This is a genomic window from Zobellia nedashkovskayae (assembly GCF_015330125.1).
Classification (GTDB): domain Bacteria; phylum Bacteroidota; class Bacteroidia; order Flavobacteriales; family Flavobacteriaceae; genus Zobellia; species Zobellia nedashkovskayae.
On sequence record NZ_JADDXR010000002.1, the window covers coordinates 2,127,948 to 2,141,914 of the forward strand.

The 13,967-nt window shown below is 35.2% G+C and carries 13 protein-coding genes; 5 read left to right on the top strand and 8 right to left on the bottom strand.

Going from position 1 to position 13,967, the window contains the following annotated elements:
• Positions 1 to 848: 848 nt before the first annotated feature.
• Positions 849 to 2,420, top strand: a complete 1,572-nt coding sequence (locus IWB64_RS08940) for a glycoside hydrolase family 16 protein (protein ID WP_194533690.1) — start codon at positions 849 to 851, stop codon at positions 2,418 to 2,420.
• A gap of 36 nt (positions 2,421 to 2,456) precedes the next feature.
• Here the strand turns inward: IWB64_RS08940 and IWB64_RS08945 are convergent, their stop codons facing one another.
• The gene (locus IWB64_RS08945) at positions 2,457 to 3,233 is read right to left on the bottom strand and encodes an O-antigen ligase family protein (protein ID WP_226975838.1); all 777 of its coding nucleotides are present in this window, start codon (positions 3,231 to 3,233) and stop codon (positions 2,457 to 2,459) included.
• A gap of 157 nt (positions 3,234 to 3,390) precedes the next feature.
• Between IWB64_RS08945 and IWB64_RS08950 the strand changes: the two genes are divergently transcribed.
• Entirely contained in the window at positions 3,391 to 3,618 is a 228-nt protein-coding gene (locus IWB64_RS08950; protein WP_194533692.1) for a hypothetical protein, read from the top strand.
• A 100-nt stretch (positions 3,619 to 3,718) separates the two neighbouring features.
• Here IWB64_RS08950 and IWB64_RS08955 read toward each other — a convergent pair whose 3' ends face one another.
• The 7 genes from IWB64_RS08955 to IWB64_RS08980 all read right to left on the bottom strand — a co-directional run bounded on the left by IWB64_RS08955 (position 3,719) and on the right by IWB64_RS08980 (position 11,696).
• The gene (locus IWB64_RS08955; protein WP_194533693.1) at positions 3,719 to 5,032 is read right to left on the bottom strand and encodes a flippase; all 1,314 of its coding nucleotides are present in this window, start codon (positions 5,030 to 5,032) and stop codon (positions 3,719 to 3,721) included.
• 11 nt (positions 5,033 to 5,043) lie between these two features.
• Complete coding sequence (locus IWB64_RS08960; protein ID WP_194533694.1) at positions 5,044 to 7,275, bottom strand: GumC family protein; 2,232 nt, start codon at positions 7,273 to 7,275, stop codon at positions 5,044 to 5,046.
• 5 nt (positions 7,276 to 7,280) lie between these two features.
• Positions 7,281 to 8,063, bottom strand: coding sequence for a polysaccharide biosynthesis/export family protein (locus tag IWB64_RS08965; protein WP_194533695.1), 783 nt, complete (start codon positions 8,061 to 8,063; stop codon positions 7,281 to 7,283).
• Between the two features lie 1,293 nt (positions 8,064 to 9,356).
• The gene (locus tag IWB64_RS20535) at positions 9,357 to 9,488 is read right to left on the bottom strand and encodes a hypothetical protein (RefSeq protein WP_262886101.1); all 132 of its coding nucleotides are present in this window, start codon (positions 9,486 to 9,488) and stop codon (positions 9,357 to 9,359) included.
• Positions 9,489 to 9,496: 8 nt separating this feature from the next.
• A complete protein-coding gene (locus tag IWB64_RS08970; protein WP_194533696.1) occupies positions 9,497 to 9,973 on the bottom strand; it encodes a hypothetical protein in 477 nt (158 codons plus the stop codon).
• 41 nt (positions 9,974 to 10,014) lie between these two features.
• On the bottom strand, positions 10,015 to 10,833 hold the full coding sequence (locus IWB64_RS08975; RefSeq protein ID WP_194533697.1) for an SDR family NAD(P)-dependent oxidoreductase: 819 nt from the start codon (positions 10,831 to 10,833) through the stop codon (positions 10,015 to 10,017).
• A 44-nt stretch (positions 10,834 to 10,877) separates the two neighbouring features.
• On the bottom strand, positions 10,878 to 11,696 hold the full coding sequence (locus IWB64_RS08980; RefSeq protein ID WP_194533698.1) for an SDR family oxidoreductase: 819 nt from the start codon (positions 11,694 to 11,696) through the stop codon (positions 10,878 to 10,880).
• Positions 11,697 to 11,941: 245 nt separating this feature from the next.
• Between IWB64_RS08980 and IWB64_RS08985 the strand changes: the two genes are divergently transcribed.
• The 3 genes from IWB64_RS08985 to IWB64_RS08995 all read left to right on the top strand — a co-directional run bounded on the left by IWB64_RS08985 (position 11,942) and on the right by IWB64_RS08995 (position 13,825).
• Entirely contained in the window at positions 11,942 to 12,451 is a 510-nt protein-coding gene (locus IWB64_RS08985; protein WP_194533699.1) for a peroxiredoxin-like family protein, read from the top strand.
• Positions 12,452 to 12,625: 174 nt separating this feature from the next.
• Positions 12,626 to 13,069, top strand: coding sequence for a hypothetical protein (locus IWB64_RS08990; protein ID WP_194533700.1), 444 nt, complete (start codon positions 12,626 to 12,628; stop codon positions 13,067 to 13,069).
• Entirely contained in the window at positions 13,070 to 13,825 is a 756-nt protein-coding gene (locus IWB64_RS08995) for an alpha/beta fold hydrolase (RefSeq protein WP_194533701.1), read from the top strand. It begins immediately after the preceding gene.
• Positions 13,826 to 13,967: the final 142 nt, after the last annotated feature.

Here is a 13,967-nt window from a genome sequence, read left to right on the forward strand (position 1 = left end):
GGTAGTACAGCCAAAATTAAAGTTGTTATTTAACCATTTAAAAACACTTTAAAAAGGGTTTTTAAATCTCTTTATAACAGTAGGTTGTAATGTTCGTAGTACTTGCGGTGAGTAATGCGCTTACCGATATTTACTAAAAATATATTCATGGTCTCTCCTTGATTTTATATGCCTTAAATTCAATGTTTCAAGTTTAAAATAAGTGTATAAGTTATTGCCTAGATAATTATTGCAGATGTTTGGATTTTAGGTGTAATTTTTTGATTATTCTTTAGAAAATAGGTGTTTTTAATAGGGTCTTGCGAAATGGTAGCATAAAGGTTACTTTTTGCTTTCAATTATTAAAAATTTATTAAAATAAAATATAGTAATTCTCTTAAAACAGCTTTTCAATGTTAGTCAAATTACCATCCCAATATTCAAAATGATTTTTAATTTATTAATAGGTAGTGAATATGTTATATGAAATAGGGAGTGATTTTATTTCTAAGGTAATATAAGTATCTATAATACGATTGTCAGTCATCTTTTTATTGTCAAATAAGTAAATAATACACTAGTATCCTGCATTTATGTTCAGATAAGGGTTAATAAGTTGCAATACCATTTTTCTTGCAATAAGTTTACTATTTTTAGGAAGATTTCATATTGAATTTTATATCAAATAATTGATAGTTGTTTGCGGTTTATGCTTTTAATATGATAAGCAGATTGTAAAAAAATAAAGCCTCATCAGAAGAGATTAAGGTAGAATTAAATAACACTAGGCACAGCACTAGGGCCAAATCAGGTTATGCAGTTAAAGGTTATGTAGAATAATAGAATTTTAGTTCCAAATAAGAATAGATATGAGATTTTTTTTAAAGTATAGTGTTTTGCTAATTATTTTAGGTTCTTGCTCTCGAGATGTTTCTTCTATCCCGTTGGATAAAGATGAAGCTTTGGTAGATAACTTATCGCTAATAAAATTAGAAGGAAATGAGGCGTCTGCAGAAAGCACGGAAGAGCAAGCTTCTTTTGTTGCAGATTTTGATTCGGGTACATTTATGCTTAATGGAAAAACTGTTACAAAAGAATTACTAATTGATCCATATAGGATAGAACCTAGGGGCACCAATAAAGGGGCGCAAGATAATGCGTTGTTATTTCCTTTAAGTGCACTTGGTGTTACAGGTAATGAGTGGACCTATTGGATAGAAGTTACATTTCCGGATACGGTTACCTGGACTGACTATAATTTTTTTGCAGAATCAGGAACAATAAATCGTAATAATCGTATTGTACACCGTATTACTTCTGATTCTAGTAGGCGTTGTATTTCGGAATTTTTTGGGGGCAATGATGTGCAATACTTAGGAAGTGAACGAACTGATTTTTCCGTAGGTAATGGTACTCGAATTCTTATTAAAACAGCTATTGACGCATCTAGCATAATTACCAAATTTGGAGAAGACCCTGCCTGGGAGAAAGAAGGTATTTTACCAAATAATTTTGAACATCTGGCCGTTGGGGCTGATCTTTTGGGCTTTCAAGATTTTCCAGATATCAAGATTAATCGCGTGGTGGTTTTCAATGAAAAACTGTATAATCCTAATGATTTAAAACCAGGCTATGATGTATCCGCATTTACGGAGGAGGTTTTCTTTGATGATTTTACTTCCCTAAGCATTCGGACAGGTGCTCCAAATAATTATCAAAACGGTCAAGGAACATGGACACCTCGATTCTCTTATGCAGATAATGATGAATCTTTAAAAGGTTGGTCAGATGGTAGGTCTAGCGCATTTAATGCAGATCCGGCATTTAGTTGGCCCCATAATTGGTCTCCTTTTGATATTGAAGATTCTACTCTTAAAATCCGTATGAACCGTTCAGTAGGTTCCGAAATAATTTCAGAAGTGCCCATCAACACAGCAACTGGTCAACCCTATGAATGGATTGGAGGAGTGCTAACAACCAAACATTCCAATACTTTTAGGGCGCCCTGTTATATTGAGGCACGGATAAAATTTCCTTCCGGTAAGGGGTTGTGGAATGCATTTTGGCTTTATAATAATTACGACGGTCATAAAGAAATCGATATAGCTGAGCAATGGGCCGCTGATATTACGAATTATGGTGTTGGACAGCATAACTTAAAAGATGATGATATCATACATGAGAACTTAGTTATGAATACGGGTATGGATTTAACCGAAGATTACCACCGTTATGGTGTAGTTTGGGCAGATGGAAAATTAGTGTTTTTACTGGATGGTAAGGAAATACATACTATGGAACAGCATAATTCACTAACAGATAGGTCGCTTTATATTATTTTGAATACAAGTATTGGTGGCCATCAAGGCAACCCCGACGCAACAGCATTAGATAAAAACGAAATGCTTGTAGACTGGGTGAGAGTCAAAAATAGGCCCTGAGCTTAAATGACAACTTACGAATACTGAATTTCGTACTTATTTCAATTCTATAGTTGTATTTACAGATTTGTTATTTGCCACTTTGAATGCTATTATCAAAATCAATAAGGTTAGGCTAAAGTCTAAAGTTTTATAGTTTGGTTCCAAAAATATTCCTATGAGTAACGCGGGCATAGTTGATAATAGTACAGTGCCCTCATAACTGAATACTTTGACTCTATACCAAGCTAAAGAAAATAAAGAAAACACCATGACTATTAATAGTATGGAAATTAAATACCCGGGAATACCAAATTTCAATATAGAATAGGCTATGAACGAGTGTGCATAACTTATCCTTTTTCCGGGATGTTCAATTGGTTGGAATGCTGGACTTGCCCAAGTAGAACCCCATCCTTGCCCAAATAATTGTGTAAGCTTTGTGCCATCAAGGGTAAGTTCTGTTATCCTTGTTACTTCCTCTATTTTCCCATTATTCCCATGATTTTTTTGTTTATTGGTGAGGTTAGCTAGGTATGGATTAAGAGCATTGGGCCCCATGGAAATAATAAAAATTAAACCAACGACACCTACAATGGCCACTTTGCGCCAGATTTTTACAGGCCAGATTATAAAAGCGATTAGTATAAACAAGATGTAAAATGCGGTAGGTGCACGCATTACAGAAAGATATGCACCTATGAAAGGAATAAGGCTTAATGCCAAGAGAATAATTCCCTTAAAATAATTTCCAGAGTGCATAAAATTACATCCTCTTAATAAAAGAAAGCACATGGCAAATGTTACAGCACACGATTGTAGAAGTAAATGCATTTCTAGCCAGACTATTCCGTTGTTTGCTAAAATATGATCTAGAAACGGTAAAACTTCCCTTACCGTAAACACAAGACCAATTAGAGTAAGCAACCAAGGCAAAACACGGTGTATTGCTTTAAAAAAACTGCCATGAGTATCACTTCGGATTAAAAAAATGGAAGCAAAACAGATGTATAAAAAAGGAATTACATCCCTAATTATATTACCTAAAGAGGAGCCTTTTATTAAACCCACTAGTAATGGCCAAAAAAACATAGTACTCAAAAGACCTACAAGTAGTATAGCCCGTGTAGACTTTTCAACAAAGAGAAGGGTGAACAAAAAAGCAATTCCTAAAAATAATCCAATGGAAATTTCTAATATAGAAATTACTTGGGGGTAAGGATGACTGAATGTATAGAATGAACAAATCGCACAAATGTTTATGAATGTGATTTGATTGTTCCTATTATCAAGCTTATATCTTTTTTGCAAGTAGGAATTCATTGCGGATTTAACTTTATTAGTGGGTTTATTTTTTTCATGGCGAATAAGTAGGCTATAATATTCCAACAGATAATACTCAAGGCACTAGCAACGGCAGCACCTTCAATACCATACGAGGGTATAAGCAAATAATTAAAAAAGATGTTAAGAATGAGGCCTAAAAGAATACACTTCCACAGGATGTCCTGATTGTTGCTCATCTGTAAAACATATTCTGCTAGACTAAAATAATTGCTTATCAAAATTCCTATAGCTAATATGATTAGACAATAGTAGCTGTTGCTGAATTCCTCACCAAAAAGAGTAAGGATGTTTCGTCCAATTAAAAAAATTGGAATCACTAGTCCCAATGTGGTAAGAAAACTCATGTTCTTTACGTTCTTTAAAATTTTTACTTTAACAATGCCGTTACTATAATCTTTTGCGAATTTTGGTGCAACTACCGCGTTTATAGAATAAGGAATTAAAATTAAAACAGAAGCTATTCGCGAAGCAACACTGTAAAGACCTACGCTTTCGGTATCCTTTAAAATCCCAAGCATTAGACTGTCCGTCCAGTTGACTAGGAACATAATGGAAGCAGTTAGCATCATAGGGTAAGATTGTGCCAGTACTTTTAACCAACTTTCGCTAATGGTGGCATTTTTCTGGCTTTGATTCAATTCTTTAAAGCCATTTTTTACCCACAGATAACCCAACATTAATGTAAAAACTACTCCAAATGATAAACTATAAAAAACAATCCAATCTTTAGTTGTAATAGCACTGGATATCAAAAGAAAAATGCCAGAAAACAAAAAAATACTGGTATTTGTAGAAAAGGAAAATTTACTAAAATTCTCCATTCCATGGAGTACAGCTCCATTTATATTTATCATTGCCATAGGAAGAATACCTATGGCAACTGCTAGAACAGCATAGGTATAAGAAGAGTCCAGAAAAGTTTCAGCTACCCATGGGGAGTTAGATATAAGAACAATCGTTAGTACTAAGGATACAATTACGGTTATTTGTGTAGATTTTTTGAAATATTTTGTGAGCTTACAATCTCTCGCAGGGTAGAGGTAGGATACTTTTTGGAGCATATATACATCCGTGCCACACCTGCCAAGATTACCCATTATTTGTAGAATGGTATAGCAAATTGTATAGACCCCCACGGTTGCAGGACCATAAGTACGTGATATGTACAAAATTATTAAGTACCCTAAGAGTATACCTAGAAGTTTGTTGAATAAGACAGTGCTACCGCTTTTAACAGATCTAAAATCAAAATTTAAATGCTTGAGTGTTTTTGAGAAAAACTTCATTTTGGTGTTGGTTATGTTTGTTCCATTATTACAATTCCTATACTATTATCCGATTCTAGATTAGCATAGTGTTCTGCAAGGGAGGAGGTATCAGTAACACCACTATGTATTAAGTAAAGAGTAAAGTCAAAATATTCTCGAATTTTATAGTATGCCAAAGAACCATTTAAAGGAGGGGTGAGAATGAGTACAAAGTCATGGTTCTCTTTTAGTTTAAAAAGTAGTTGTTGTAAGGGTTTTTTATCTGCAACTTCATTTATGTGTAGTTTGTGTAACGATATGTCCTTAGCTTGTTTAACATCAAATAAGTCTTGATTTATATTATCAGTAGATTTTTTAGATGAATCAATAGCCCCTTCTAAATCTGCAGTTAAATGAACAATGGCAATATGATTTCCCATACCAATCATTTGACTAATCAATTCTTTTATAAAAGAATGGGCGTCATCATCTTTATCGGAGTTAACTATAGAAATTACTTTGGCGTTTGCTTTAGCCTTTTCTTTTAATTTATTATAAACCTTTAAGGATTTATAGCTATGCGGATCAGCCTTCTTGCTTGCTTGGTGTAGACGGCTGTCTAATACCGGCCATTTTATATAGGCAGGAATATCGTTCTCGGTAATTATTTTAGATAGGGTGATATATCTCCAGAACAGAATACCGGCAGAAGCGATAAATCCCAGTATTATGAAGGTTAACAGGAGGTAGGTTTTCTTTGGGAATGGATTTCCTGCTAAATGTGCCTCGTCAATAATAGTTTTGTCCGAAACATTTGTAGCGACGGCAATGTTAGCTTCAGCTTTTTTTTGTAAGAGATAACTGTAAAGATCATCATTAAGGGAGAAATTACGCTCAATGGAGGTCAAGTTGCGTTCCCCTTTCGGAAGCTGTGAAATTTGATAGTTAATTTTGTTTAGCCTTTGCTCTAGGTTGCGCAGGTTTATGGTGTAAGAGTTAAGCAAGCTTTTTACATTGTTCATTACAGCAGATCGACTTGTTTTAATACGCTGATCAATGCCTTTTAAGACAGGGCTTTCTTTACTTGAAGAAAACGCAATTGAACTACGCTCTCTAATTAGTGCATTTAATTCTATAAGTAAGTTACTAAGAACAGGGTCTTCAATACCCGCAGTGGATACCGATTTCATCTCATCAATATCTACATTGTTGGATAAGGAATTAGTTAGGTATTGGTAATATTCAATCTTTACCGAAAAATCTGATTTTTTCTCGTTAAGGTCCGTATACTGTTCATTAAGATTTTCGGACGTTTTGGCTATGTCAATAATTTCGTTTTTTGATCTGAAATCTTCTAGAGACCCTTCAATATTTGATAGTGTGTCCACGGCTATATCCAATTGCTTGTCTATGGAAGCTATGGTTTCTTGGGCAAGACGATTCTTTTTTGATAGGCTCTTAGCTATATAAGTCTTCATCAAATTATTTATGAAATCAATTTCTTGCTGAGGATAACTTGAAGAGCTACCTATATTTAAAATGCTTGCACCGTCAAAAATGGGTTCTACAGATATTTTGTTTCGAAAAGATTCTGCCAAGCTGCGCATTTCATTAATTACAAAAGAGTATTCAGTTGTAACAGAAGGAGGGGTATTTCCTTGAAGGTCAATACTGAAATTTAGATAGTTGTCACTGTACGGCTGCGTAAGTTTTAATGTTTTGTCTATTGTGGTTTTATCTAATGAGGTATTGAACTTAGAATCAATAGTACTCGATTGAAATAGAAGAGATCCCTTTTCAATGGTAGCCTGAACCCTGTAAGTGCCATTATTGAGGAATGTAATCTTTACAGGTATGTTTGTCACTTGCGGAAAGCCTTCTTTCAATTTTATTTGAAAAGGAGGGACCTTGAGCTCATCATATTTTGTTCCTATACCAAAAATACCAGGGTGAGGGGTAAACACGGTAATATGAGAATTCATGTCCCGTAATGTTTCGGCAATAGTAGAAAGTGAAGTAATTACGCCCATTTCATCCGCCACATTAGTGTTTGAAGAAAAAAGTTCAGCTCCTTTCAAAAAAAGTTCTTGCTGACCACTATGCGTACTCAAACTTTGATCTTGAATTTGTAGTGAAGCTTCAATTTTATAATTTTTGCCAACTTTCTGTATGGTAATCATAGCCAAAATAAGGGCTATACTGAGAGCCAGAGGTATATAGAACCAGTTGTGGCGAAGTACGTATAAAAATTTATCGATATTTAGAGAGTTTCTATTCACCATCTGTATTAGTTTGTATAGTTTAAAAGAAGTACGACCGAGGAAATGGCTCCAAAAACAATGCTTAATAGGTTGAATGTGCTGAGGTTATCTCGTTGATTTCTCTCTTTTCTTGGTTGTACATAGACCATGTCATTAGGAAGTAATTGAAAGTATTCCGAGCTAAAAATATTGGGGTTTCTAAGGTCAAGAAGCATCCCTTTCATGCCCGTTTTGGTTTGTCTAAGAATGGTAATGTTTTCCCGGTTTCCAAAGAGGGTCATATCACCTGCTAATGCAAGTGCTTCTAGTAGATTTGCTTGTTCATTGTAGATATAATAATAGCCAGGTGCGTTAACTTCTCCAAGAACTGATATTTTGAAACTTACCATCTTTACGATTACATTAGCATTAGGGAGATAACGCCTTACTGCTTTTTGAATTTCTTCCTCTGCTTCTGATAGAGTAAGCCCAGCAACGGTTACTTGTCCAATTTCAGGAAGGTTGATACTGCCGTTTTTCATAATTGAATATCCGCCAAGATATAAGGCTGCAGGACTAAACTGCTGAAAAGTATTCTCTGATTGGAGATTAAAATAGGCGGAGCTAGCTGCATCCAAGGTTTTAATTTGGACATTTAAAACATCTCTTGGTTGAAGTTGATACTCAATTATAGTATCCATAATCGTTACCGGTACTTCATGGTTAAGGTTGGGATTATTAATGTAAATAGTACTCTTGTTACTCATACAAGAGAAGAGCATAATACTAGATAATGCTAAGAATAAAAATGTCTTAAAGCGTTGGAACATATTGATTATTTGTTTAAAGTTTGATAACAGCTTTATGTAGAGTTTGAACGGGTAAGATTTTTATGGGAATAATATTATTGTACAGAAAATTAGTAATGGGGTGATTACCTTGTTGGTTTAGATAAGAGACATTTTTAAATTTTTCGCTTTTAAAACAGTCTGTGAGGCAAAGAACCACTTTAAGATTGTTGAACTGTATGCGGCAAGCTTTTAGTATTTTACCAATCTGTAAGAAGATACAGGGCTGCCATTTTTGAGATTTATATATGTTCTTCTTTTTGGCTAATAAGAAGAAATATGGAATACAAGAATTGAAGTAGAGTTGATCGCCAATATATATGTCGTCGGAAGAACTTTCTTTTTGTTTTTCGGTATAAAAATTTAAACCATAAATAATTAGAAACCAATAGATGTTATTATCTAGGAAATAAGGATTGTAAAAATAGGTTTGTAAGGTAAACGAATAGCTGAAACCGTCAACGGTACAAAAGTGTACCATTATCGGTATAATAATCCAGTCTAGTTTTATTTTGAAGTTCCCCATTTCTCCATTTCTTATGATTGTCAGCAATCAAATATTCGATAAAACTTAAAACCGCTTTTTGCGATTCATATCGGATATTTTAGAAATAAAGCTCTTATAAAAATTTACTTGACGTAAAGCGTGTCAAAAGCAAATTTATACAAGTTTAATAATCTTCTACATCGTGTCCTGTAAGAGATTATTGAGCTTTAGGGGGAGATGTTAATTATAAGAGCAAATATAGGATTTCGGGTAGCATGGCCAAATAAAATGTCATAATTTAACCATTAGGCAACATGATTTATTTGGAATTTTTCAGTACTCAATTTCAGAAGGTCCCTGTGTTCTTAGTACTTACGGGGAGGTAATAATTTATTTATTTTTAATGAAAATAAATTATAAGCTATCATGTCAGTTATACCGGGCCTGACTTGAAAATAATGAGATTAAAATGTGTTGAAAAGTACTTTAGCAATAGATTATTGAAAATGCTTGAATTTACCCCTCAATTTTTTGATTTTTTCTTAAAAGACAAGGCTTTTAATTAGCATCTTCTGAATGTGTAGCATAGTGAAGTATTTTTTGGCATCCATATAAAAAAATATGGGCAAAATAAAAGGGAGCGTTCCCCAACGCTCCCTTTCCGAGTTATATAATAACTATCTCTATGTTGAGATAGATATTCAACCTACTTATGAGTTACAAATATCCGAAAGTCTTACAACCGGCTTTGATTCAAAAGGAATCAAGATTGACTCTATTGCTAGTAATTAATTGATTACGTAGCCCAATAGCCAATATAGAATAATGAATACAAAGATTCCGCCAATGCAACCGCATTTGCCACCTCCTATTTTCTTTGCGCCCCAACCGGCCAAAATTGCTTTCAGAATATTTTTCATAACGTTGTTTATTGTGTTTTGATAGTTCCTGTTTTGTACTTGGTATTATATTCCATTTTTAGGCTTTGAATGGTGTTATTTAAATCTTCTGCCTGAGATTGGAGTAAAGCACTTGTTGTCTTAGGTAAATTGTTAAAAGCCAACAGGTTTTGATAATGTAAAACAAGATCTTGTTCGTTGGCCGTAAGTAACACATTTACTTCTCTGTCTGATAAGTTTTTTTCCAACAGCTGTTTTTCAACTGACTCAAAGATAGGAGTATCTGTCTGAATAGAATTTGGAATTTCATTTTGGGTGATCGCGTGGTATTCGTCTGCTAATATTTTCTCAAAATCCTTTTCTTCAAAATGGCGTTTCTTGAAATAGGCCTGCCATGTAGGGTACCGGTCCGACTGTATTAAAGTACCATAAGTGCGCTCGCAAGCGTGTGCTTGCGCTATAAGTTCATTAAGTGCATTTTCCCATGCGGTTCGTTCTCGTTCCATGTTTTTAGATTTAAAGGTTCTACATTCGTTTTAGCTATTAATCACCCGAAAGCAGATTCTACAGCACCACCATCTATTCGCACGTTGGTACCGTTTACATAACTAGCGTGTTCAGAACACAAGAAAGCTACCACGGCAGCAACCTCTTCTGGTTTTCCTCTACGTTCCATAGCAATATGTGGTCTCTTATTTTTCACGAACCATTCTACAGCTTCTTTAACGGAGATATCTTTTTCCTTGGCCAAATCTTCCATCATGGCATCTGTCATAGGCGTTTCAATGTAAGCGGGCGATATACAATTAAATAATAAGTTCTCTTTTGAATAGGCTCTAGATAAACATTTTGAAAGGTTTATAATAGCAGCTTTACAGGCATTATACGGGCTTTCATCTACATAAGGCTGAAAAGCATTTTCACTTGCTACCATAACCATACGACCCCATTTTAGTTTTTGCATTTGTGGTACAAACGCCCGAGCAATACGAACGGCTCCCATTAAGTCTACCTGAATAGTTTTCATCCAATCCTCATCGGTCAGTTCTAGAAAATCACCAGCGGCACCTCTTGCTCCGGCCGAATGAAAAACAATATGTGCTCCCCCAAATTCGGTTTCTACCTTTTTTGCTAAATCCAAGACTTCTTGATTCTTAGAAATATCAGCAGCAATGCCCATTACCTTGGCGCCATCTTTAGCATCCTTTTCAACTTGCTTAACGGCATCTTTTAAATCCTTGCCATTCTCTCTGTCCGATAGGATAATATTTACCCCTTCTCTCGCTAAAAATTTAGCGGTTTCTATTCCTAATCCTGAATCTCCGCCTGTTATGAGAGCTGTTTTTCCTTTTATATTTAAATCCATTGTAATCGTTTTTAATTTGTACTTATTTAATTCAATTTTTTATACTATCCGTTTGTGGTAAAACCAGGATAACATGTCATTCCACCATCCACGAAGATGGTAGTTCCGTTTATATATTCAGATTCATCCGAAGCCAACCAGCTGGCCACACTACCAATATCCTCCGGTACGCCAATTTGTTTATAGGGTATAAGTTTCAGCATGTTTTCCTTACCTTCTTTGGTACTCCAAACATCTTTATTAATATCTGTTTTAATAGCGCCAGGAGCAATACTATTACATCTAATTTTATGAGGTGCGTAAGCTTGGCAAATACTCTCCATTAACATAAGTAATCCTCCTTTTGACGCGGCATAATTTGCGTGCCCGGCCCAAGGAATTTCTTCATGTACAGAACTCATGTGAATTATTTTTCCCAATGAGTTGGAGACGTCCTTACGCATACCTCTGCGCATGAATTCAATAATAGCTTCCTTGGCACACAAGAACTGTCCCGTAAGGTTTACGTCTATTACTTTTTTCCAAGCGTCTAGCGGCATTTCATGCAATGGGTGATCTATCTGTAGGCCTGCATTGGGAACACAGACATCTACAGTACCAAAATGACTAATAGTCTTTTTGAAAAGCGTTTTAACATCTTCTTCTTTACTGACATCACCATGTAGAACTATAGCTTCTCCAGATTTTGGATTCTTATTGATTTCATCTGCTACTTCTTCCGCAGCTTCTTTTGAGCTTCTATAGTTCACCACGATATTGGCGCCTTCTGCACCTAGGGCCTTTGCAACGGCGGCACCTATGCCATTACTAGAACCGGTTATAATACAGGTTTGGTTTTCGAGCCTTTTATTTGGTTTTTGCATTTCTTATGTAATTTGATGATAAAATTACATTGGTAAACTGTGCTAGGATTGTCCTATACATAAAATTGATAGCTCAATGCAATTAGCAGGTAAAGGGATTGTAGTCAGGTGGTTCACTTTTGTTTTAACGGCATTAATTTTCGTTATTCAGTCTACATAAGGAATCCTGTTCCCGTTAATTTGTGAGAGTGATGATAGTTGCTATCATTGTCATGAAAATAAAACGAAATACAAAATATAGAATGATGATAAAACCCAAAACAGAAGTCCCCCAAATAGAATTACCACTAATAAATGATACCAGATGGAGCTTGGCCGCTCAAAAAAGCAAATCCTTTACAGTGCTGGTATTTTATAGGGGATTGCATTGTCCGGTCTGTAAAAACTATTTAGAGGAGCTAGCAAAGAAATTAAAGGATTTTTCCGACAGGGGAGCTCATGTAGTAGCTATTAGTAGTGATAGTGAAGAACGCTCCAAGAAAGCGGGTAAGGAATGGGACGTTCCGGAATTGCCTATTGCCTACGGACTGTCTATTGAGGAAGCTCGCAACTGGGGGTTATTTGTTTCTAAAGGAATAAAGGATTCGGAGCCAGATATGTTTTCTGAGCCTGGTGTTTTTCTGGTAAGACCGGATAATACCTTGTATGCAAGTGCTGTGCAAACCATGCCTTTTGCGCGTCCAAACTGGAAAGATATATTGAATGCAATAGATTATATAGAAAAGAACGATTATCCAGCTAGAGGAGGAGAGTAAAGTCGGAAAACTTGCCAGTTTGAGGTTTTTTTAGAACAAATAATCTCAATATGTCAATAGGTACATTCAATCTTATATCTATTGGCTAAACTCAAAATCTATTTCGTAACTTTAAGTAGGAGGGGGACTACGTTCCCTTTTGTGAGGCAGAGAACCTACTAAATTTAAAGGCTTATGGAACTGGATTATAAAATGTATCGGAAAGTAAAAATCTATTTTAACAAGGTCTGTAAGGCTTTAACAAATCTTGAAAAACTTCAGGAAAGGTCTTCATTAGCTTTTGGAAAGACATTATTGGAATCAAGAGTGGTAGAAATGCAATTAACGCAGGCGCAACTAGTCAATCATTTTATAAATCCCAATTTAAAATTACCTTATGTTCCGGCTTATAGATGTAAGGCCTTAACTAGTTGGTATATGGATGAAAAACTATTTTCCTGTAGAAATTTAAACTCCTTTAATAGCATGTTGATAAAAGAGGATGAAAAGGCACTTAAAGAGATAGGTTATATTACTGAAGATTTGCTTTTTTCTTCTCCTTTAGAAACGCTCTTTAAAGACCATAGAAAAAGATTGAAAAAACTTAGCATTACTAAAGACGTATTAAACGAATTATAAATGGACGAATACACAGGGTTGAGATATGAGAAAATAGGTAAGGGAAAGAAAACCATTGTGTTTGTACATTATTTTGGAGGTGATGCCGGAAGTTGGAAGTGGCTGGCCAGAAGACTACGTAAAAAATATACCTGCATCATGCTAAACTTACCAGGTTTTGGAGGAACAAAGCCTCTTGCAGAACCTTCCATTTACGGCATGGCACAGTATATAAATGTCTGTATTGATGAGCTAAAATTGAAGGACTATATACTTTGCGGACATTCTATGGGCGCTAAACTGGTGCTTTATGCCGCACAGATTAAAAATGCTAATTTACCCAGTAAATTAATGTTAATAGCCCCATCGCCACCTACCGTAGAAAACATGCCTGATGAGGAGCGTAAGCGCATGTTGAACCACCCAGATAGAGCCGAAGCTGCAAATACGGTGCATAATGGTACGAAGAAAAAATTAGGTAAAAAAAAGTTGTTGTACGCGGTTAATTCTCAACTACGAATAGAAGACACTACATGGAAATGGTGGTTGAACGTGGGCATGAAAAATAATATTGCCGAACGAATTAAGGGGCTTAATATTCCAACAGATGTTATTTTCTCTAATGACGATCCTGTAATTTCTACCGATGCCATTTATAATGAGGTACTTCCTAATCTTAGTAGCCCTTCTACAGTGGCGTTAAGCAGAGTAGGACACTTGATTCCTATGGAAGCTCCGCGAAAACTAGCCAGAATTATCAAAAAAATTAACAAATAAAGCTTTCTAAAGAAGCTAATTTGCCAGTTTATATATGTTTAAATAAGCCCAAATCACTGCAAAGGGCAGATATCATCAACATCAAAAGTAAATAAGTTAATATATGATTGTTAAAAGTGTAGAAATCATGCGCTTATTACTG